At 44.2% G+C, this 19,551-nt stretch carries 22 protein-coding genes and 2 tRNA genes; 12 read left to right on the forward strand and 12 right to left on the reverse strand.

The genetic code is table 11. From position 1 onward, the window contains the following. Nucleotides 1–62 precede the first annotated feature (62 nt). Nucleotides 63–1,883: a hypothetical protein gene (locus tag BP688_RS00350; RefSeq protein WP_290597715.1), complete on the forward strand. Its 1,821-nt coding sequence runs from the start codon at nucleotides 63–65 to the stop codon at nucleotides 1,881–1,883. A 245-nt stretch (nucleotides 1,884–2,128) separates the two neighbouring features. Here the strand turns inward: BP688_RS00350 and BP688_RS00355 are convergent, their stop codons facing one another. Then, nucleotides 2,129–2,356, reverse strand: coding sequence for a PadR family transcriptional regulator (locus tag BP688_RS00355; protein ID WP_290597714.1), 228 nt, complete (start codon nucleotides 2,354–2,356; stop codon nucleotides 2,129–2,131). Between the two features lie 71 nt (nucleotides 2,357–2,427). Here BP688_RS00355 and BP688_RS00360 point away from each other — a divergent pair, with 71 nt between their 5' ends. Then, nucleotides 2,428–2,934, forward strand: a complete 507-nt coding sequence (locus tag BP688_RS00360; protein ID WP_290623716.1) for a hypothetical protein — start codon at nucleotides 2,428–2,430, stop codon at nucleotides 2,932–2,934. Nucleotides 2,935–3,307: 373 nt separating this feature from the next. Here BP688_RS00360 and BP688_RS00365 read toward each other — a convergent pair. After that, nucleotides 3,308–3,381, reverse strand: a tRNA-Pro gene (locus tag BP688_RS00365). Between the two features lie 134 nt (nucleotides 3,382–3,515). Between BP688_RS00365 and BP688_RS00370 the strand changes: the two genes are divergently transcribed. Genes BP688_RS00370 through BP688_RS00390 form a run of 5 tightly spaced genes read left to right on the forward strand, consistent with a single transcriptional unit; the run spans nucleotide 3,516 to nucleotide 8,282 of the window. Continuing rightward, nucleotides 3,516–4,826 (forward strand): phenylacetate--CoA ligase family protein, encoded by a 1,311-nt coding sequence (locus BP688_RS00370; protein ID WP_290597713.1) that lies wholly within the window; start codon nucleotides 3,516–3,518, stop codon nucleotides 4,824–4,826. Between the two features lie 58 nt (nucleotides 4,827–4,884). Beyond that, the gene (locus BP688_RS00375; protein WP_290597712.1) at nucleotides 4,885–5,364 is read left to right on the forward strand and encodes a Zn-ribbon domain-containing OB-fold protein; all 480 of its coding nucleotides are present in this window, start codon (nucleotides 4,885–4,887) and stop codon (nucleotides 5,362–5,364) included. Nucleotides 5,365–5,368: 4 nt separating this feature from the next. Next, entirely contained in the window at nucleotides 5,369–6,508 is a 1,140-nt protein-coding gene (locus BP688_RS00380; protein WP_290623718.1) for a thiolase family protein, read from the forward strand. Next, complete coding sequence (locus tag BP688_RS00385) at nucleotides 6,505–7,752, forward strand: thiolase domain-containing protein (RefSeq protein ID WP_290597711.1); 1,248 nt, start codon at nucleotides 6,505–6,507, stop codon at nucleotides 7,750–7,752. Before BP688_RS00380 ends, BP688_RS00385 begins: the two co-directional genes overlap by 4 nt. Before the next feature lie 5 nt (nucleotides 7,753–7,757). Beyond that, complete coding sequence (locus BP688_RS00390) at nucleotides 7,758–8,282, forward strand: Zn-ribbon domain-containing OB-fold protein (RefSeq protein WP_290623719.1); 525 nt, start codon at nucleotides 7,758–7,760, stop codon at nucleotides 8,280–8,282. 48 nt (nucleotides 8,283–8,330) lie between these two features. Here BP688_RS00390 and BP688_RS00395 read toward each other — a convergent pair whose 3' ends face one another. The 4 genes from BP688_RS00395 to BP688_RS00410 form a co-directional block, all read right to left on the reverse strand. Next, on the reverse strand, nucleotides 8,331–8,543 hold the full coding sequence (locus BP688_RS00395) for a hypothetical protein (RefSeq protein WP_290597709.1): 213 nt from the start codon (nucleotides 8,541–8,543) through the stop codon (nucleotides 8,331–8,333). Between the two features lie 98 nt (nucleotides 8,544–8,641). Then, the gene (locus BP688_RS00400) at nucleotides 8,642–9,310 is read right to left on the reverse strand and encodes an MjaI family restriction endonuclease (RefSeq protein WP_290623721.1); all 669 of its coding nucleotides are present in this window, start codon (nucleotides 9,308–9,310) and stop codon (nucleotides 8,642–8,644) included. Then, entirely contained in the window at nucleotides 9,310–10,551 is a 1,242-nt protein-coding gene (locus tag BP688_RS00405; RefSeq protein WP_349681796.1) for a DNA methyltransferase, read from the reverse strand. Before BP688_RS00405 ends, BP688_RS00400 begins: the two co-directional genes overlap by 1 nt. A 573-nt stretch (nucleotides 10,552–11,124) precedes the next feature. Continuing rightward, nucleotides 11,125–12,066, reverse strand: coding sequence for a ribose 1,5-bisphosphate isomerase (locus BP688_RS00410; protein WP_290623724.1), 942 nt, complete (start codon nucleotides 12,064–12,066; stop codon nucleotides 11,125–11,127). Nucleotides 12,067–12,121: 55 nt separating this feature from the next. Here BP688_RS00410 and rqcH point away from each other — a divergent pair, with 55 nt between their 5' ends. Then, nucleotides 12,122–14,002: a ribosome rescue protein RqcH gene (gene rqcH, locus BP688_RS00415; protein WP_290623726.1), complete on the forward strand. Its 1,881-nt coding sequence runs from the start codon at nucleotides 12,122–12,124 to the stop codon at nucleotides 14,000–14,002. Continuing rightward, the gene (locus BP688_RS00420) at nucleotides 13,989–14,954 is read left to right on the forward strand and encodes an NOL1/NOP2/sun family putative RNA methylase (protein ID WP_290597704.1); all 966 of its coding nucleotides are present in this window, start codon (nucleotides 13,989–13,991) and stop codon (nucleotides 14,952–14,954) included. Before rqcH ends, BP688_RS00420 begins: the two co-directional genes overlap by 14 nt. Before the next feature lie 7 nt (nucleotides 14,955–14,961). Here BP688_RS00420 and BP688_RS00425 read toward each other — a convergent pair whose 3' ends face one another. Next, the gene (locus BP688_RS00425; protein ID WP_290597703.1) at nucleotides 14,962–16,149 is read right to left on the reverse strand and encodes a tripartite tricarboxylate transporter permease; all 1,188 of its coding nucleotides are present in this window, start codon (nucleotides 16,147–16,149) and stop codon (nucleotides 14,962–14,964) included. A 98-nt stretch (nucleotides 16,150–16,247) separates the two neighbouring features. Here BP688_RS00425 and BP688_RS00430 point away from each other — a divergent pair. The 3 genes from BP688_RS00430 to BP688_RS00440 all read left to right on the forward strand — a co-directional run bounded on the left by BP688_RS00430 (nucleotide 16,248) and on the right by BP688_RS00440 (nucleotide 17,338). Next, nucleotides 16,248–16,318: transfer RNA gene (locus tag BP688_RS00430), tRNA-Gly, on the forward strand. Nucleotides 16,319–16,387: 69 nt separating this feature from the next. Further along, on the forward strand, nucleotides 16,388–16,747 hold the full coding sequence (locus BP688_RS00435; RefSeq protein ID WP_290597702.1) for a hypothetical protein: 360 nt from the start codon (nucleotides 16,388–16,390) through the stop codon (nucleotides 16,745–16,747). A gap of 36 nt (nucleotides 16,748–16,783) precedes the next feature. Continuing rightward, on the forward strand, nucleotides 16,784–17,338 hold the full coding sequence (locus BP688_RS00440; protein ID WP_290623730.1) for a hypothetical protein: 555 nt from the start codon (nucleotides 16,784–16,786) through the stop codon (nucleotides 17,336–17,338). A gap of 43 nt (nucleotides 17,339–17,381) precedes the next feature. Here BP688_RS00440 and BP688_RS00445 read toward each other — a convergent pair whose 3' ends face one another. Genes BP688_RS00445 through BP688_RS00465 form a run of 5 tightly spaced genes read right to left on the reverse strand, consistent with a single transcriptional unit; the run spans nucleotide 17,382 to nucleotide 19,547 of the window. Beyond that, a complete protein-coding gene (locus BP688_RS00445; protein ID WP_290597701.1) occupies nucleotides 17,382–18,347 on the reverse strand; it encodes an integrase in 966 nt (321 codons plus the stop codon). A 31-nt stretch (nucleotides 18,348–18,378) separates the two neighbouring features. Continuing rightward, nucleotides 18,379–18,675: a hypothetical protein gene (locus BP688_RS00450; protein WP_290597700.1), complete on the reverse strand. Its 297-nt coding sequence runs from the start codon at nucleotides 18,673–18,675 to the stop codon at nucleotides 18,379–18,381. A 3-nt stretch (nucleotides 18,676–18,678) separates the two neighbouring features. Further along, entirely contained in the window at nucleotides 18,679–18,831 is a 153-nt protein-coding gene (locus BP688_RS00455) for a hypothetical protein (RefSeq protein WP_290597699.1), read from the reverse strand. Nucleotide 18,832: 1 nt separating this feature from the next. Next, nucleotides 18,833–19,171: a hypothetical protein gene (locus BP688_RS00460; RefSeq protein WP_290623732.1), complete on the reverse strand. Its 339-nt coding sequence runs from the start codon at nucleotides 19,169–19,171 to the stop codon at nucleotides 18,833–18,835. 4 nt (nucleotides 19,172–19,175) lie between these two features. After that, complete coding sequence (locus BP688_RS00465) at nucleotides 19,176–19,547, reverse strand: hypothetical protein (protein ID WP_290597698.1); 372 nt, start codon at nucleotides 19,545–19,547, stop codon at nucleotides 19,176–19,178. Nucleotides 19,548–19,551 lie beyond the last annotated feature (4 nt).

Consider the following 19,551-nt stretch of genomic DNA (forward strand, 5'->3'; position numbering starts at 1 on the left):
TAGGGAGGATTATAATGAGTTATATTTTAAACCATTTAAGTTTTACGGTTGATAATTTTTCTTTGATTGATTTGAGATACCCTGGGGCAGGAAAAACGACCGAATCAATACTTAGAAACAAAGGAAAAGGATACCTTCATATTTTTCCAGATTATTATGTGTGTGAAGAAAAAGTAAAAGAGAGTCCTGACGCCTACGTTTTGAAGGGTAGACCTCAACTATGTGACAGAATAGATGAGGACGTCTACGACTTCATAATGCCAAAATGTAAGGGTTGTCAAAATACAGATTTTTGTGGCTTTTTTAAACAAAGAGAAGAAGGACAAGGCAATGATATCTACACAGTGCCACAAAATTTGGAGCTTGCTTTAAAGTGGTTTAAGCCAAAGACTATCGTTTTAGATGATGTGTCGCTGATAAACCTTATCTATCCTTACGAGGATATAACACCAGCAGATTTGCAAAAACTCAATAATTACCTTCTCAAACATAATTACACAGCGTTAGCAAAACTCACTACCACTATGATGGAAAAAGTGGGTTTTCTCGAAGATATTGGAAAGGAAATCACAACTTTCGTAAGGAAATACAAAAACATATTAGAAAATGAATACTCCAACTTATCGGAAGATTGGGAAACAATAAGAGATAACAAGATAAAGGCAAAAATCCTATCATTGTTAATCAAAGCAAAAAAAGTTTGGGTATACGGATTATTTAAAGAGAATGGTGAGAAAATAATTCGAATCGTCGTTAAACGTTACGATAAAAGAAATTTTAGAAATAAGAGGATTGAGTATTTGAATGCTACACCAATTGAAATCGAATTAGAACTTTCCAAAGAACTATCAAGTTATCCTGTTAAGCCGATAAGCAAAGATCCCCCTACGAGAAGAAACACGACAATAATTCAAATAACTGACTCGAAATTTGGTTCTTTTGATGTTAGAACTGGCAAGAACAAGAAGTTCAACAGAATTAACGAATTACTGGATGAATTTTTCGCAAATACAAAGAGAGAATCTATAGTTTTATTTACATCAGAGTCGTGCTTGAGAATTATTCGTGAGTGCTATAAAAACTTATTTCAAAGAAAAAAGCGAGGAGATGAGAGATTCGAAAACGTCTCTAATACCGTTACTACTGAAAATAATGGCAATTATGAATTAACTCGGATTTTACTTCACGGAAAGGGAAGCTTAGGAACTAATAATCTTAGTAATATATCTAAGGGTATCATAACCGGAATATCCTTTCTACCACCATCTTTTTTCATAAGACCACCATTTATCAAAGATTTTGCTCAGTTACGGATTTTCGTGAGCAAACAAAAAAGCAAAGATAGGGAGTTATTCAGCAATTGTAAAAATATAAGCCAAGCTTATAAAAATAAGAATGAAATTCACGCCAAAATAGATTTGCGATGTTATGTTAACATGATGTATGAGTTGATTCAAGCGTATGGTATAGATACCGAAGAACCAGTTAGGAATTCAGTTATTCAAGCGATTGCGAGGATAGTAAGAGAGGGAGATGAGCCGAAGTTAATCGTAATCGTCGGAAACATCACAATTGACAATGGAGAAGATTTTATTCCTCAAATTGGCTGTTTCGTTAAGAAAATCAAGCTTGGTAACTTTCCTAAAAAGAATTCCAACAATTACGAAAAAATCACCAAGAAGTGGGCTGAGCCACTTATTAAGGAACTTAGGAGATGGTATAAACCAATCTTAGAAAAGGTTATAGATACAGAGGTAGAAATGATGGAATCAGACAAGGTTACAAAAGAAAAAGCAAAAATGTTGGAAAAGGAATACGGTGTATTTTCATGGAGTTGGTATTACAAAAAGCTAAAAGAATTACAAAAAGCTAAAAGATGTTGAAAAAGATGTTGCAGAGGAAAAGATGAATACTCAGTATTTATCTAAGCTTTTCGATGTGGACGATTAGGGCGAACATCATAAGTAATTCCTTCTGGTTCTTCGCCAACCTCAATTATAAAACCGTCCTTTTCTTTGATTATTCTAACTTTAATATTCTTCGTTTTCATCAAACGTAGAATACTTCTGTAAGATTAATAAAGCTATTTACATCATCTTGAAAAGCTATTAAAGTTGAATAGAAAAAATTATTTTGTAACTAACTCAAGCAAAGCTTTTCCTTTCTCAGTTAGACGATATACCTTTCTTCTATCTGATTCTGAAGATGCTATAAAACCATTCTTTTCGAGTTCATAAAGATGAGCATAAATCGAAGAAACAGATACCTTAAGTTTTTTGGAGAGAGCGTAGCCATGTAATGGTTCTTTTTCAAGTTCTTTAAGGATTCTTAGTTTAATTTTGCTAATAACAGGCATTAAGTGATAATATTCGTATGTTCCGTAAAAATTATATATCTGAAAAATCCGATATAGTCCCGGGGTTGGCTATGGAAAAGCGATGGATTGTTTTGGGAGTTGTTTTGCTGTTCTTTTTGGCTGTAGTATTGTCACCTGGGCCTGGGGAGGAATCTTCAAAAGAGGAGGAAACTACACTAAAGCCATTTGCTGACCAACTAAAAGAGGAAATTACGACTATTTGGGCAGACATCGAGAAAGTCGAATACTTCGAGACCACAAGACATGTAAATGTCTGGTTTGTCAAAGAGGCGGTCTGGGACGAGAGCCATTTGAGGGATACCTTCTGTTATGCCACCTTTGATATAATGGCTACTTTAGTAAAGCACGCTGATAAAATAGATTCCGTAACAATTATTGGGAAAACGACCATGATTGATATGCAAGGTAACAAAAAGATTGAGAAAGTATTTCAAGCAAAAGTAACTATGGATAGAGCGAAAAATGTCAAGTGGGAGAATTTGGAGGACGTTGGAACCTTGAAGCCCCTTTACGCCAACTTCGATGACATTTGGTGGCACCCTGCCGTGAGGCCTTAAACTCTTTTTATTTTTATTTCCGAAACTCAAATGTGGGCTGGTTATCTAACGTTAAATAACGGAGGAGTTCGCTATGAAAAGGATTGGAGAAACTAAGATCGGAAAGCTAACACCTAAACCACGCATAACGTATCCATTAATTCGTCTACCGTCTGAGTTTGCCGAGATTATAGGGAAGAGAGCTCAAATCTTCGAGACAGAGTATCAGGGAAACAGAGCTTTTCTTATCGTGATTTGCGATGAAGTTATAAAACCTGGTAGTTATTCTGACTTAGAAAAACGAGTATCTGAGCTGGAAAATAAAATTGAAGAGCTAAGTAATATAGTTTCCACTTTTATATCATCTAACGGTCTTAAGATTACAAAATACGAGTGGGGCCGCCGAGATTTGAACTCGGGTCACCGGCTCCCAAAGCCGAGAGGATCACCAGGCTACCCTACGGCCCCTTTCTGCTTTCTTGCAGTAATTGTTTTTTAACTTTGTCCTTAACTGCTATTGCTGATAATCATCGTGAGCAAAAACGTCAACTATTTAATCCATAAAGCTGAGACAGAAAGAAACAAGGTAACATGGTGATGCTATGCCCTACAACGAGATTTACTGGCAGAGAGAAGAGGTAATTCCTAAGAAAGAGCTGGAAGAACTTCAGCTAAAAAGGCTCAAGTGGATTGTAAGGCATGCTTACGATAATGTTCCGTTCTACCACAAAAAGCTGAAAGATTCTGGGATCAAGCCAGATGACATCAAAAAGAGGGATGACATAGTCAAGCTCCCATTCACAACCAAAGAACATTTAAGAGAGAACTACCCCTTCGGATTGTTCGCAGTCCCCAAAGAAAGTCTTGTGAGGTTGCATACATCAAGCGGAACTTCAGGGAAGCCCAAGGTTGTCGGTTATACTGCTAAAGACCTTGAAAACTGGACGAACATGGTGGCAAGATGCCTGTATATGGTCGGGGTAAGGGATTACGACGTATTTCAGAACATGGTAAACTACGCCTTTTTCACAGGTGGATTGGGGTTTCACGATGCTGCAGAGCTTATCGGTGCTATGGTTATTCCTGCGGGAGTCGGTAATACGGAAAGGCAGGTTCAGTATATGGCAGACTTTGGAACGACAGTGATCCACTCCACGCCCAGCTACGCCTTGCACGTGAAGGAAGTTGCAGAGGAGCTTGGACTTTTTGACAAACTAAGTCTCAGAATTGGCTGTTTTGGAGCTGAACCTTGGAGCAAGAACACAAGAAAGAGATTAGAAGACACTTTTGGTATAAAGGCGTATGACAGCTACGGTTTGAGCGAAATGAACGGCCCCGGAGTTGCCTTCGAATGCCCAGAGCAGGATGGACTGCATATCTGGGCAGATCACTACTTCATTGAAATCGTTGACCCTGAGACAGGAGAACAGGTAAGTGAGGGAGAAAGGGGAGAATTGGTATTAACACCCCTCACAAAGGAAGCACTGCCACTGCTTAGATACAAAACTGGGGATATCACATTCATAATGGACGATGAGTGCTCGTGCGGAAGAACACATCCAAAAATTCACCGCATCCTTGGCAGGGCGGATGATATGATCGTAGTAAGAGGAATAAATGTATTCCCGAGTCAGATCGAACACGTGCTGATGCAGATTCCTGAAGTGGGCGATCATTTCCTCGTGGTGATTTCGAGGAGGGGGTCGCTGGATGAGATCACAGTTAAGGTGGAGATGAGAGATGAAGTGTTCACCGGAGAGCTTTCAGACCTGCAGAAAATCCAGCAGAAGGTCCAGAGAGAGCTACAGAAGGAACTTGGACTTAGAACAAACGTTGAGCTTGTGGAAAAGGGCACCATCGAGAGATCAAAGGGAAAAGCAAAGAGAGTTCTCGATTTGAGAAAAGACCTCTGAACCCCTCTTTTGAGCATACATGCTCATGTAAAATCCTTAAAAATTTAATATTTGCTCATTGATAATTGAAATTGGTGATAGTGTGGGAGTAGTGAGATATGAAGGACTACCCTTTGTAGCTCGATTCAGATGGAATACGGGAAAAATAATGGAAAAGTTCTACGAAAAGTTTGCTGAAAAACAGATTATCGCAGCAAGATGTGAAAACTGCGGCTATACAGTTGTCCCCCCTCGTATGATATGTCCAAAGTGCAGTTCTAAGATGGATGAGAAGAATCTGGTCAACATGGATGGCAGGGGAGTCGTTCTGAGCCACACTGTGGTAAGAAAGAAGCTCGATGGCAAAGGGAACTTTATTGATCTTAACAAACCGGAAATTGTTGCGGCAATCAAGCTGAAGGGGGCAGATTCTCAGATTTTTGTCAGGCTTGGAGAAGTTGAGGCTGAAGAACTGAAGCCCGGAATGGAGGTCGTGCCTGTGTGGGCAGAGAAGCCGGAGGGAAAGCCATCCGACCTGCTTTACTTCAAGCCGGGGTGAGAACGTGAAGGTCGCTATAATCGGGTATGCCATAAGCAATCTCGGATGGGATGTGGAGAAGACGAGAGAAGAACATGTTTTTGAGGTTGCCAAGTCTGCTATTGAAGATGCTGGCATTGATAGGAAGGATGTTTGTACTGTTGTGAGTGCGTCAACGGATTTTCTGGATGGCAGGACGATATCCAACTGCATGCTCATCGGTGCGACAGGAGCTTATCTGAAGGATGAAAGCAAGGCAGAGGAAGATGGGATGTATGCTGCTCTGTATGCAGCACAGCGCATTATGGCTGGTGTTCATGAAATTGCTCTTGCAGTTTCTCACACTCACAGCTGGATATTCAACCCCCATCAGATTTCACACTACATGCTTGAGCCTTGGTTCGATAGGCAGAATGATCTGCTTAACGAGATAACGCTTGGAGCCCTGCAGGCAAGAATATACATGAACAATTATGGTGCCGATGAACTTGATCTGGCTGAGATTTCCGTTAAAAACCTTAGGAATGCAGCAAATGTTCCCTACGCGTTCCGAAAGCTTCACGATGTTACTGCTGAGGAAGTTCTTGAGGCTGAGATGTATTCAGACCCTCTGACAGAGCTTATGATCTCCCCGCCATGTGATGGCGCTGCAGCGGTGGTACTTGCTTCGGAGGAGGTGGCAAAGGAGATATGTCCCAACCCAGTCTGGATAAAGGGTATAGGGAACGCCTGTGATAACTATCTAAGAGACAGAGACTTGACAAGACTCAATTCACTTGAAATTGCTGCGAGAAGGGCTTACAGAATGGCTGGGATTGAAGAGCCGTTCAGGGAGGTGGATGTGGCTGAGATCAGCGAGAGGTTTGCCCATCAGGAGCTGATGGCATATGAAGCACTCGGTTTCTGTAGGGAAGGGAAGGGGAGAGTGCTAATCGAGGAGGGAATGACAGAGGTTTATGGAGATATTCCAGTAAATCCAAGTGGAGGAGCACTGGCTGGAGATCCAATATGTGCTACGGGCATGATAAGGCTGATTGAGGCTGCAAAGCAGATAAGGGGCGAGGCTGAGAATCAGGTTGAAGACTGCAGAACTGCTTTGGCTCACGCGCAGTGGGGTTTGCTGGCTCAGAAGAATCTGGTTTTCATTCTGGGTGATGAGCCATGAGAAGAAATGTGGCGATAATCGGATGCGGACAGGCAAAGCATGGTAGGAGGACAGATGTAAACCAAGCAGAGCTTGTGGCTGAAGCTGTGTGGGCTGCGATAGAGGATGCCGGAATAGCTCCTGAAGACATCGAGGCGTATGCTGTCGGAAACATGCAGGGATTTGGTGGAATAGCCCAGCCCGACCTGATCTTCGCCGAGTATATCGGGGCTGTTGGTAAGCCCATGCAGAGAGTTGCGACTGGTGGAACTGTTGGAGGGTCTACGGCTCATCTGGGATACTACGAGGTTGCATCTGGGATGTATGATGTTGTGCTGGCAGTATCATGGGAGAAGCACAGTGACAGTGCTGAGCCGGGAGCGACAACGGGTTTGCTGCATGTAGCCTTTGCAAACCTCAGCTACATGATGAAGGTGGGTATGGACATGAGGAGCTTCGCAATAATGGGTTTAGCCGGAGCGGCTGCTGGTATCTCAGCCTACCAGGCGGCACAATATATGGCAAGGTCGGGATGCAGGATAGAGCACTTCGATATGGTTGCTGCAAAAGCCAGAAGAAACGCTGCAAAGAACAAGTACGCACATCTGAAGTGGCCAAACTGCACGGCTGATGACATAGCGAAGACGGAGATGCTTATATGGCCAATGCGTTTTGGTCATGTGTGTCCTGCAAGCGATGGAGCATCCTGTGTGATTTATGCAAGTGAAGAGGCTGTGAAGAGATTAGGGGTTGAGAGGCCAGTGGCATGGGTCAAGGGAGTTGCTGCCTACGCCGATGAAGAGGCAGATCAGGGAGAATCGTATCAGGGTACAGCTGTTTCTGACTATTCCGATCAGACCGGAGCTGTAATCTCTGCAATAAAAGCATATGAAAGGGCAGGGATTAAGGATCCAAAGAAGGAGATAGATATGGCGGAAATCTACGCTCCCTTCCCGCATCAGGAGCTGATGTTCAGCGAGAGGCTTGGATTTTTCGATGATGGGATGGCATGGAAGGCTGTGGAAGAAGGGGTTACGGAGATTGATGGGGACTTTCCCATCTGCCCCTCTGGTGGGGTAAATGCGACCAACGCCATTGGCTCTTCGGGTATGCAGAGGGTTGTGGAGGCTGCTTTGCAGATAATGAGGAAGGCTGAGGAGCATCAGATTCCGAAGGATGTCAGAAATGCTGTTGCACACGCATGGGGAGGGCAGGTGCAGTTCAACACCGTGATGGTGCTTGGAGACTCTCCAAAGAGGAGGTGAGGGAGATGGGGTTGATCAAGGAGAAGTATGAGAAAACGATGCAAGTGGAGGGAGAGTGGAACGTCGGAGCTTACAGATACAAGGCTCCTGAAGGCTACCTTGACGAGTTCGTCAGGAATTTCAAGGACAGGAAAATTACGGGGACACTGTGCAGAGGTTGTGGAAGAGTTTACGTTCCACCAAGGGAAATTTGTGCTCGCTGCTTTAAAGAGATAACGGAGAAGGTAGAGGTAAGCCAGTATGGAGAAGTGATGGCTTTTCTCGTCTCTCCGCCACTTGAGAAGGGGAAGGTTGTTATTGCCGGAATCGACGCGGTGCAGGCAGGATTTCTGAAAGAGGGGGAGAGAGTGATACTGGCAATGGTTCGCTTTGAGGGGACATCATCGTCAATGATCCTACCCTTGCTGAACGTAAAACCCGAGGATGTGAGGCTGGGAATGAGAGTGAGGGCTGTGTGGGCTGAGGAGTGCAAAGGGGCATTATCCGATCTGCTTGGAGTTGAGCCGGCTTTCGATGTGAGGTTTGAATAAAATTATATTTTTTCTTTACCATTCCGATTACAACTTTCTTACTGAACTTTAACTCTGTGAGTTTAGTTTGTCCGATTGGGCAATTTTCAGTTTCCACTGCTGCTTTAACGCGGGTATCAATGGAGTCGTAGTCCCTCCAAGCTTTGCAGACATGAGGAAGAGCTTCATTTTCAGAATCACAAGACCGGGGCAGCCACCGCAGCTTGCGAAGCCAACAACGTTCAGCTCGTCGTAACCACTCAAAGCTTCCCGCTTTTTCATCCTTGAAGCACTTCGCAAACGCCACAGCTATCAATCCCTTATATTCTCGCAGTAGAGAATCGCCACGTCTTCAATTTCGGATAAATTCTTTTCTAAATCTAATTGCCTTCCTTAAGCCGCTTGATTTCCTCCCTTATCTCATCAATTACATCGGGATTGCAAATCTCTTTTCGGTTATCTTTTTTGACTGAAAATACAATGAACACCTTTCCACCGAAATTCTCCTCAAATTTCTTATGCGTTTTACCAAGCCACTCCTTCCACCTGTATATCTCCGGTGTTTGTTCGTAGGTTATGGGCTTTATTTGCAGACCTATATATTTCTCTCCAACTTGAATATAAAAATCAACATTGTAAAGTCTATCCCATTCATCAGGAGCGGGCTTTATCTCAACACCCAAATCCCTCTGCAGTTTCCCATATATCGTTTTTATTTCCGTCATGTAGCCGTCATAGGTTCTGTTAATGACAAGATTGTAGATGTACTGGATACAGTCCTCCTCCGTTACCTCCTCAATTTCAGCCTGAATAACCTCAGTAATTTTTACATACAACTTCCTCCCTAAGTCCCCAATATATTCCACAGGAGACAGAGAAATACCCCTGTCTTTGAGAAAGTCGGCGAGTTTTTTGTAGTAAAACCGTTCCCAATCTTCAATCGTTTTAGGGCTGCATTCTCGAATCCACTGAGATACGGGACCTACACTATTCTTCTTGTTCAATCCCCACCTGTTTGTCGCCATGTTCAATATCCATTCCTTAGCCATCACTTCACCCCTTTCTCCAACTCAATGAATTTTGTTTTATATCTGTACTCCCTTGCCCTATCAGCCATAGCCATTCCGGATTTTATTAGATATGCATTCACGAATATTCTATTTTTTAGGTAAACGTAGGCACTAACCATATTTTCATCCAAAACGGGTTCATTATCGAATTTAAGGTAGACCTCTTTTTTCAAAATCCGGTTTCTCAAGTATTCTAAGGTTTTTTCTTTGTTAATGATTTTTACCCCCAAAAACTTGACGAGTAAGCCTGTATCCAGTTTTATAGTTTGCTCATCTACGATATCAACAACTCTGTAAAGCTTGTCGTTTTTAAAATTGAATTTCTTGGGATCTACTTTTGGCTTAGCGTCTTTAATCCTTGGAACATAATCAACCTCATCAACCTCTATCGGACTCTGTCGTTTTATTATCTGAACATTTTCGCTGAATTGTAGCAAACTCTGTTTCAGTCCAAGTTTTTCTTTTATCACATCTAAGAATTTCTCATTTATCTCGTAACCTACCGCATTTCTATTCAGGTTTAAAGCTGCCTTTACAGTGGTTCCGCTTCCAAGAAATGGATCAAGAACAGTATCGCCCACGAAAGTGTACATTTTTACCAATCTTTTCGGTAACTCTTCGGGGAACATGGCTTCATGCTCTATCTGTCTTGCCCCACCAAAATACCAGTGCCCGTAAAAGTACTCCTTCCACTCTTCTTTGGTTAGCTTAGATTTCTCTTTAATTTCCTTTGGTATCTTCCCGCCTTTTCCGGGTTTCTTGAAAACAAGTATAAACTCGTAGTCTATTTCGATCATTCCGTTGGGAGGATAGGGGTAGGAACCCATCACATTTGCCCCACCCGTGGTGTTCATCGTGGTCTTTTTTTGCCAGATTATCGAACCCATATAGTCAAAACCTATGTCCTCACACTGGGCTATGAACTCGGCATGCAATGGTATAATTTTATACCTACCATAAATCACGGAACGGGCAAACTGATCTCCTATGTTTATACACAACCTCCGTCCCGGCTTGAGAACGCGAAAGCACTCCTTCCACACTCTGTAGAGATCCTTCAAATACTCATGAAGACTTTGTCCGTATCCAATTTGCCCCTCAACCCCGTAATCTTTAATGTGCCAGTAAGGTGGGGATGTAACTACTAAATCTATACTGTTATTTTCAACTTCTATCATTTTTCGACTGTCCCCTATTATTATTTTGGCCCAGTTGGTCATTATTTCACTCTTAACTTCTCAACGTATTAACATTTTTATCAAAGGTTTGATAGTGGTCTCATCCTAAAATTATTTTCACCCAACATTCAACTTGCAGTTGGAGAATTGCAGAACCTTCTTTGCCTCCTGAAAACAAGAACAGTATTTTCTTTAATTTCAAAGCCTTTTATTTCCTCCCACAAAACAATTGACCTGCTACTCGCGTCAGCAATGCCTTTTTCCGTTACCAAGTATCTGTTTTGAGCTAACCCACAGAGCGACAATGAAAATATGAGGAGATAGAACATAAATATATTAAAGACATTAAAATCAGATTTGATGATAGATTGGCTCCGAGCCACAAAGCCTTGATTCACAAAGAACCTCCGCTCTCACCCTCTCATACTCACTCGCCCCCGAAAGCGAGATAGCGTTAACCATAGATAAAACCATGAGAAGAATACTATAAGCAACGACGTAAACCCTGAAATCATTGATACACCTTAGAGAACGCGATAGAATGAGAAGTAGAACAAAGGGAAAACTATAGGCATCTTTTTACTACTTCTTTTCTTAGCCCTGTAGAACTCCATGCTAATCGAAGTGCCTCGAATCCACCGTTATCTCCTCCTCGCTTATCCCCGCATATCCTAACCTCTCCGTTATTACGATGTACGCCATCTCGGGCGGTATCGCACCAATTTCAGTGATGATAACGTCAATATAGTCTCTCGGCGTAACATCGAAAGCTGGATTTCTAACCTTGACACCCATTTCGAGCAGCTCTTGTGGAGCAACCTCGCTCGCATCCCTCTCCTCAATGACAACAAGCTCTCCGAACAACGTTTTCGGGCTGAACTTGTACGTTTCGGCGGCAACCATGAATGGAACCCTCGCTTCTTTAGCTGCTAAGGCTATCTGAGATGTGCCAATTTTGTTTATCAACGCCCCGTTGGCAGTGATCGTGTCCGCCCCGACTATAACACAATCCACGTCATTGATGAAATAACGCACGGCAGAATCCACGATCAAAGTGACGTCAATCCCTGCTTCCCTCAACTGCCTGGCTGTAAGGTGACCCTGCCATCTTGGTCTCGACTCGGTTGCTATAACTCTGACATCCTTCCCCTTCCCGTGTGCCGCCTTTATCACTGACAGAGCTGCAGAGGAGTTGCAGTGTGTCATCACAGTGTAGCCATCCTTTATCCTCTTCTCTCCAATCTCCCCAATCCTCTGCTGGGCCGTGTTGACCCAGTTTATGAACTCCTCGGCCCTCCTTACCACGCTCTCCCTCTTTTCCTCTCCACTCTCCCCCGAGTACTTCATCACGTAGTTTATCGCGTTGTAAAGGCTAACAGCCGTGGGGCGGGTGTTCAGCAGGATGTCGGCAGCTTTCCTCATCTCCAAGTCGAAGTTTCTTGTATCTGCATTCAACGCAAAATCTCGAAGCGTTTCAGCAGCGAACTTTGCAATCCTCGCTGCCCCCCGTACTTCCATGCTTTTGATTTTCTCTGCAGCTTTGAGAACTTCTTCCATGTCCTTATTTTTCACCAAGGTTAAAGAATTTTAACCACGAAGTCTAACTCCAACCGTGAAACAGCTAAGCTCGTTCGACATTAAAGCCTGCGTGGGAGAGTTGAAGGAACTCGTGGGTGGAAAGGTTGAGAAAATATATCACCACCCACCCGACGAGATCAGAATCAGAATCTACGCTGGTAGGAAGGTTGATCTCGTTATCGAGGCTGGAAGAAGGATCCATCTAACAAAATTCCCTAGGCAGGCACCCCGGTTCCCATCAGCCTTTGCCATGCTGCTCAGAAAGCACCTTGAAGGGGCAAGGATTACGAGCATAGAGCAGTACGACTTTGACAGAGTTGTCGTAATTGATTTTGAGAGGGGTGGAGAGAGAAAAAGGCTCGTCGCTGAACTTTTCTCGAAGGGCAACGTTATCCTCCTAAATTCCGAAAATCGGGTTATAATGCCACTCAAGCACACTATAAAAGCTGGGGATGTGTATAGATTCCCTGAACCTAAAAAAGGGGATGAGAGCAGGGAAACTGTCAGGTACCTTGCCACTTCAGGTCTTGGAGGGCTGTATGCCGAGGAAATCTGTTTGAGAGCGGAGGTTGACAAAAAGAAGAAGTATTCGGAGCTGAGTGAAGAGGAAAGGAAAAGGATTGAGCGGGAAATTGAGAGGCTGATAAACTTCACCCCCAGACCCCAGATAGTGCTGAAGGATGGGGATTACTATGATGTCATCCCCATGTACCTCCTCTATTACTCCAATCTGGAAAAAAAGTACTTCAAGAGTTTCAACGATGCCCTCGACGATTTCTTCTCGAAGAAGATCAGTGAGAGCGACGAACTGGAAAGTCAGAAAAGTGAGGAGCTCGAAAAGCTGAAAAGAAGACTTGAAATTCAAAAAGAGAGCTTGAGAAGATTTCAGGAAGAGGAGGAACTTTACAGGAGGATAGGGGATGCGATTTACGAGAACTATCAGCTTATTGACAGGATTATCCAGGCTTTTAACGCTGCAAGACAGAACAAAAGCTGGGAGGAAATAGCAGAGATAGTGAAAAGGGATGAAAAGCTGAAAAAGCTCGTAAAGAGGATTAAACCGGAAAAGAACAGTATAGTCGTCAGAGTTGGAGGTCTCGACATTGAGCTGGAGATTAGAAAAAGCATCCACGATAACGCCGATATCTACTACGAGAAGGCTAAAAAAGCGAGGGAGAAGGCAGAGGGAGTTAAAAAGGCGATTGAGAAGACAATCATGGAAATGGAAGGGGTTGAGGAGAAATTGGAGAAAAAGCTCGTTACAAGCATGAAGGTCAGGAGAAAAAGAGAGTGGTACGAGAACTACCGCTGGTTCTTCACGAGCGAAGGTTTTTTGGTTATTGGTGGTAGAACGGCAGAGATGAATGAGGAGATCGTCTCAAAACATCTGGAGAGCAAGGATTTGTTCTTCCACACTCAGACTCCCGGAGCTCCTGCAGTTGTGATGAAAATGGGGCAGGAGGCTGGAGAGCGGAGCATAAAGGAGGCTGCAGAATTTGCTGCAAGCTACTCGGCCTTGTGGAAAGAAGGGAAGTATGCTGGGGAGGTTTACTACGTCCTGCCGGAGCAGGTTTCCAAGGCTGCAAAGGCGGGAGAGTATTTGCCGAAGGGCAGTTTCTACATCACGGGTAAGAGGAGCTACCTCACTGTTGAATTGAACTGTGCCGTAGGGGTTGAGGTGGAAAAACTCAGAGTTATTGGAGGGCCAACTTCAGCAATAAAGGAGCATGCGGACTACTACGTGGAGATCGAAATTGGAGATAAAGATGCCAACGAACTGAGCATTGAGATTGCCAAGAAACTGACAGAGATAGCCAGAGATGAAAGGCATGTGGTGAGAGCGGTAGCAACGCCGGATGAGATTATGAAGTTCTTACCGCCAGGAAAATCGAGGATAAAAGATGAGAGTTCTTGATTTTCCCTCTTCAGAGAAATTAAGGGACATTGCGGGAAAATACGGTTACGATGAATTCATCCTGAGGAGGTGGATGCACTTCTTTGGAGAGGAGGCAATGGAAATTGTCAGGGCGTTTGAAGAAGGGATTCCTAAATACATCAGAGTGAACACGATAAAGATTGAGGAGGATATTCTGATCGAAAGGTTAAGGGATAGGGGTTTTGAGCTTGAAAAAACAGATATTTCATACTGCTACGAGGTTAGGGAGGAGCCCTATTCTGTCGGGGCCACACCTGAATTCCTGATGGGTTACTACTACATCATGGACAAAGCTTCATGCATCCCACCCATCGTTTTAGACCCGAAGCCGGGTGAGGTTGTAGTTGACCTTGCATCCTCACCTGGCGGTAAAACGACATTTCTTTCAATGCTGATGGGGAACAAGGGAGTCGTTTTGGCTGTAGAACCGCAGAAAGAGAGGCTGCAACCGCTGATAGACAACATTCACCGAATGGGTGCGATGAATGTTGCGGTTTTGAAGATGGATGGCAGGGATGTTGTTAAGCTGAAGCTGAGGGCAGACAGGGTTCTGCTTGACGCTCCGTGCACGGGAGAGGGGGTAATCCACAAAGACCCATCAAGAAAGACGGATAGAGGTGAGAAGGATATTCTGTTTTGCTCCAACCTTCAGAGAGAGCTAATTCTTGCAGGATTCGACTGTTTAAAGGAGGGTGGGGTGATGGTGTACTCAACCTGCTCCCTAACTCCAGAGGAGAACGAGATGGTCATTGATTTTCTGCTCGAAAGTCGCGATGCAAGGCTTGAAAAGGTTGATTTTGGTAATGAGGCTTTAACTCTGCCCGAACTGAAGCTCAGGAATCCTGAGGAGATTAAAAAGGCAAGCAGGTTTTACCCCCACAAACACCGCTGCTCAGGCTTCTTTGTTGCCAGAATAAGAAAGTCAGAATAAGAGAGACTCAGGGAAAGTAGCGAAGCATAATGGGTAAAATCAGGCAGCCCATGCAGTTAACCCTCTTTACCTCCAGTAAGACTGCAGAAAGGCCAATCGGGACAGCAGCAAAGAAAATTGCAAGACCAAAGAATCCAGTAAAGATGTAAACGATCAGAATCAGGAATACAAAGACGATTACAGAAACGGGGAGAAGACTCACGTTTCTAATTTTAGAGATGACCAGATAAGAGATGACAAGAGTTGCAGCAAGGCTTACTAAACCAGAAATTAAGGAGAGAAGTATCACATCCTGAAAAGTTGGAATGACAGCAAGCCTTTTGAGTATATCAGCTGCACCACTTCTTGTCTTTCCCATCGCCATCAACATAAAGAGGCAAAGAAGGGCGTTTGAGGTATTAGCTGCGCTCATCGCTGCAATGTATCCCTCCCTCTTTCTCTCACTGAAGGATGCTATTGCGGTGGCAATGCCACTGCTGATGCCGGGGAAAAGGGAGACAAAGAACCCTGAAAGTGCACCTTTAGCTGCAGAATTCATGTCCGGAAGCCTAATTGTCAAAATTTGATCTGGAATTTTACCACCCAGAGACTGCATCAGAATTGGAGCTCCGAAAAGGCCTGTTAAAAGAGGGAGAAGAACAGAACCAGCCGGATTGACCTCTGCCAAATGGGAATTATTGAATGCGACAACTCCAGCAAATCCTGAAAGTGAGAACACAAGAAAAGCATAGAGCCTCTTTCTCCATGATGCCAAACTGCCCTCAAATTCTCCTGCCCTCTCACTCAGGATTAGGAAGGCAGATATTAGGAGGAGGATGTAAGGTGTTACCAGCCTCACGTAATCATAATTGGAGCTGATGGCCAAAACTGTGAAAAATAAAGGTATGCTCAACAATAACGCCAGAAATGAGGAGAGAGCAGAAAGGGAGATTGCCTCAAAGGCTCTGCCGTCAAGCACCATCTCGTGAGCCGGAAATGCACCAACAGCAGTTTCCTCATCCGGAACTCCAAGGATGGTTGTAGGAACTATGTCGGCGATCGTGTAAGAGATTGCAGAACAGATTACAATAACTCCTGCATTCTCAAAACTTGCAGCGTAAAGTAGTATGAGCGCGGCAAAGGTGTTGCTGTGAATTCCGGGTGTTAGGCCAGCAACAATCCCGAGAGCGGTGCCAAGAATTGCAGCCTCAAGCATGCTACGAGTTAGCATCAAATTAATATAGCTTGCGGTGTGGTATCACATATTGAAATTCGAAATGTTTATTTGCATGAGAGAGGAGGAGCTAAAAGCAAGCGGTCGTAGTCTAGCGGTAGGACACGGGCCTCCCGAGCCCGTTGCCCGGGTTCGAATCCCGGCGGCCGCACTGCCCTACCCCCATCATCAACCTACTTAACGAATCGAACAGTTAAAAATGTTTCGGAGGTAGTTGGTAGTGTCGAAAAGTGGCATGTTGGAAATCGCTGAGGATGTAATTTCCGTACTCCGCAGGTTCGGCATCAAAGAGATCAGGATTTTTGAAGTAAGTGGATCCTCTGCGGAGGAGATTGAAAAGAAGTTCAAAGCCGATTACGATAATGCAATAGTCAATGTCCTGAAAATTGGCGATTCTTACAGAGTGGAAGTTTTCATACTGGATGAGGGATTGGATGATGTTAGAAAATCCGCTTTAGAATCATACCTCTACCTATCCGGCCTTGAAAGGTTTGCGATTGCATCTGGTAATGATGACTTCAGATACCTCGTTCAGAGGTTCGTCAGAGCGGATAAGAAATTGCTGAATCTGATGCTCTGATAAAGTGTAGCATGACCCGTTTCAGTACCGAGCTCGGTGGTCGAACGTACCGAAGATCAGGAACGCCTCGGTAGTGGAACGCATAGGAGGGGCATAATGCCCAACGGCAAGGGTGCTCAAGCAAGACCTATCGGGAGGGGAAAGATGAGGTCGAGAGGTATTGGCTGGATCGGATTCTTCTTTTACGGAGTGGCAGCTTTCACACCTGTAGGTGTCAAGCAGTTCGGATTCATTCCTTCAGAACAGTACTTTGCACCCCTCGAAATTTTAGGTCGGTTTATAATCGATCCAAAAGCTTTCATTAGTGCTTACTCCACGATCTCAGAAACTTTTCCGACCATTCTCATCGTAATGACAGTGGTTTATTTTGCTGGGTTGATCTCCTCACTTTACGGACTCGTGAATGGAAGAGTTGCTTACACGCGCTATGGTGGTGTTCTCGGTCTTCTGTTCTCCTTTTTGGCCTACATCAGTATAATTGGGTTAGCATCTCATGTTAAGACTGGTTTCATGGAGATATGGAGCATCGGTACTGGGATTCATGTTGCGTTTCTGGGTTCGGTGTTGATGTTGTATTCGGCACAGAGGTAGTGGTTCGTCATGCTGCTAATAATATTAAATAATAGACGCGTTCCTACCCGTTCCTTGGTACTGGAACGGGTTGTGCTACAATGTCTATAGGGAAGTTCTCAAGGACTAACTTGTAAACTTTGTCAGCCCTTCTTTTAAGCTCCAGGTAGTACTCACTTTCAACACTTTTCTCTATCTCGCCGGGTCGACCCATGATGAAGTTCCTCACATCCTTGTCGGGACAGATGTCTGCAAGTAAATTGTTAAACCACTTGCGAATGTACTTTGCCGTTACTGGTCTTCCGCTGCTAGCTTTGTAGGTTATCTTCTTTGATTTTACAGTCTCCTCAGATAAACTCATCCGCCTGAGTTTGCCAGCAAGCCAGACGGGCATGTAGATGTAAAAACCTTCCTTATTCCCCTTTGTGAAGTGGCCTATCTCGTACTTGGCGAAGGATCCATTAGCCTCAAGGTACTTAGGGTCCCACTCCTCAAGCATTCTCAGGACGTGGCGAAGACGAGCCCCACTGTACAGCAATATTAAGGCCACCAGGTAATAAGGCTCATCGAGATTACTATAGTGCTTAAAGGCCTCTTTTATGTCATCATCTGTAGGGATCACCTTGTCTCCGTTCCCTTTCTTTATCGGCAGCCTTTTCTTTATCCTGCTCGCGGTCCTCTCATCTACCACCTCTTTTTCAAGCAAGTAGTTAACGAGATTTCTCAACGCCTTGGCGACATTATTGGTCGGTCTTGTTCTGTAAAGCTCTATGATTGAGTCTTCAGAGATTTCACTTAAATTCTCAAGGATGGTTATGTAACGGTTGGCGGTCTCTTCACTCATTCTCTCTTTAAGCCACTTCTCAAAATCATCTCTAATTTCATAAAACGTGGATTTAAAGCTTGAAAAGTAAGAATCTATTCCCTTGAAGTACTCATAAAGCTTTATCTCCAAAAAAGTTTTGAGGTCGAGCTTTCGTTTCATGACCTCATGGTAGATTCTGTCATCTATGTCCAGCTCTACCCTCACATCTATCTTTGTATTTAGGTTAAATAAATACTTAGAGGTTCCAAAAGAAGTTGAAATCGTCGAGCTGGCTCATCTTCCTTCTTATTTCCTGCTGGATTTGAGATCTTGTTTTGTTGCTCCAGTTTCTGACCTTGCTATTCTTTGATGGATCGGTGAGGCGATACAGCAAAAGCAACCTGCCTCTCGCTTCCTGGATGCTTATTCTCCTGTTCTTGAGGTCGTTCTCTATGGCCCTCATGATTCCCTTGAACTCTCTTGGGTCGTCGAGGCCTTCCATGCCAACATCCTTTACCCTCTTTCCGAGGTACACATTCCTTTTCCTACCCATAATTCACCTCCTTCTAACTTTCCTAACCTCCTTACCTATTTCATCCAGCAGATCTTCCAAAGTGGGGACGAGCTTTCTTTTGTTGTTTACTTTCAATCCGAAGAAGCCATCAGGATCCAGCCAGAACGTGCCCCAGACCGGTCTCTTCTTCGGCATCTCAATACCCCCTGTTACGTATTATCAGGTTAACAATCACAGCCGTGATGGACAGAGCAACAAGGGTGTAAATGAGGGGTTTGGCCATCGGTGGGATCATGCTTGCTTTGATGTCAGGAGGAGTGACTGGAGCTATTGCTAAAGCCACGTAAAGCAAAGCAAGCACGCTTGGCAGTAAGCCGTCCTCGGTCCACAGGTATATGCCTAACAGCACCAGTCCGAAAAAGAGGAGTATTGCGAATGGTATGAACGAATTTAAGAGCTTGAAAGCTGCGGGGAGGTATGTTGCATTCAGAGTCATGTTCCAGAGCTCCTGAGCCAGAGTAGCGTTTATCGGCATAGAATCACCTCTCGATTACCCTTCCGGAGATGAACTCAATTCCGGCGGCGACGTAGCTTAGCCATACTACTGGCGTAATCGTCCAGACGAGGAAGTCTGGAAGGTAGAAGTTGCTGAGCATCACCGGCAACAGGACGGTGGCGTAACTCAGGGCTTGGATGAATATCGGCAGAGTCCGAATGTAGTCTCCTATGGCGTAGATTACGTCCGTTATGACGTTCTGCCCGTATTTGTTGATGGAGCCCATTTGCTCTTTAACCGTGCTGGCCCACTTCGGGTCATAGGCGCCGCTGTAGCCTAAATCTAAAGCGTTCAGCAGCCCGAGCACGAGGTTAAACACGAACAGTGTTCCGGCTATCAGGTAGAACTTGCTCATCCGA

The sequence above is a fragment of the Archaeoglobus sp. UBA230 genome, assembly GCA_002507545.1.
Lineage (GTDB): Archaea > Halobacteriota > Archaeoglobi > Archaeoglobales > Archaeoglobaceae > Archaeoglobus.

Excerpts from the sequence above, each read along its gene's own strand:
- BP688_RS00355 (WP_290597714.1), bottom strand. The coding sequence starts at position 2,356 with ATGCCTGTTATTAGCAAAATTAAACTAAGAATCCTTAAAGAACTTGAA.
- BP688_RS00360 (WP_290623716.1), top strand. The coding sequence starts at position 2,428 with ATGGAAAAGCGATGGATTGTTTTGGGAGTTGTTTTGCTGTTCTTTTTG.
- BP688_RS00370 (WP_290597713.1), top strand. The coding sequence starts at position 3,516 with ATGCCCTACAACGAGATTTACTGGCAGAGAGAAGAGGTAATTCCTAAG.
- BP688_RS00385 (WP_290597711.1), top strand. The coding sequence starts at position 6,505 with ATGAGAAGAAATGTGGCGATAATCGGATGCGGACAGGCAAAGCATGGT.
- BP688_RS00390 (WP_290623719.1), top strand. The coding sequence starts at position 7,758 with ATGGGGTTGATCAAGGAGAAGTATGAGAAAACGATGCAAGTGGAGGGA.
- BP688_RS00395 (WP_290597709.1), bottom strand. The coding sequence starts at position 8,543 with ATGAAAAAGCGGGAAGCTTTGAGTGGTTACGACGAGCTGAACGTTGTT.
- BP688_RS00400 (WP_290623721.1), bottom strand. The coding sequence starts at position 9,310 with ATGGCTAAGGAATGGATATTGAACATGGCGACAAACAGGTGGGGATTG.
- BP688_RS00405 (WP_349681796.1), bottom strand. The coding sequence starts at position 10,551 with ATGACCAACTGGGCCAAAATAATAATAGGGGACAGTCGAAAAATGATA.
- BP688_RS00410 (WP_290623724.1), bottom strand. The coding sequence starts at position 12,066 with ATGGAAGAAGTTCTCAAAGCTGCAGAGAAAATCAAAAGCATGGAAGTA.
- BP688_RS00420 (WP_290597704.1), top strand. The coding sequence starts at position 13,989 with ATGAGAGTTCTTGATTTTCCCTCTTCAGAGAAATTAAGGGACATTGCG.
- BP688_RS00425 (WP_290597703.1), bottom strand. The coding sequence starts at position 16,149 with ATGCTTGAGGCTGCAATTCTTGGCACCGCTCTCGGGATTGTTGCTGGC.
- BP688_RS00450 (WP_290597700.1), bottom strand. The coding sequence starts at position 18,675 with ATGGGTAGGAAAAGGAATGTGTACCTCGGAAAGAGGGTAAAGGATGTT.
- BP688_RS00455 (WP_290597699.1), bottom strand. The coding sequence starts at position 18,831 with ATGCCGAAGAAGAGACCGGTCTGGGGCACGTTCTGGCTGGATCCTGAT.
- BP688_RS00460 (WP_290623732.1), bottom strand. The coding sequence starts at position 19,171 with ATGCCGATAAACGCTACTCTGGCTCAGGAGCTCTGGAACATGACTCTG.
- BP688_RS00465 (WP_290597698.1), bottom strand. The coding sequence starts at position 19,547 with ATGAGCAAGTTCTACCTGATAGCCGGAACACTGTTCGTGTTTAACCTC.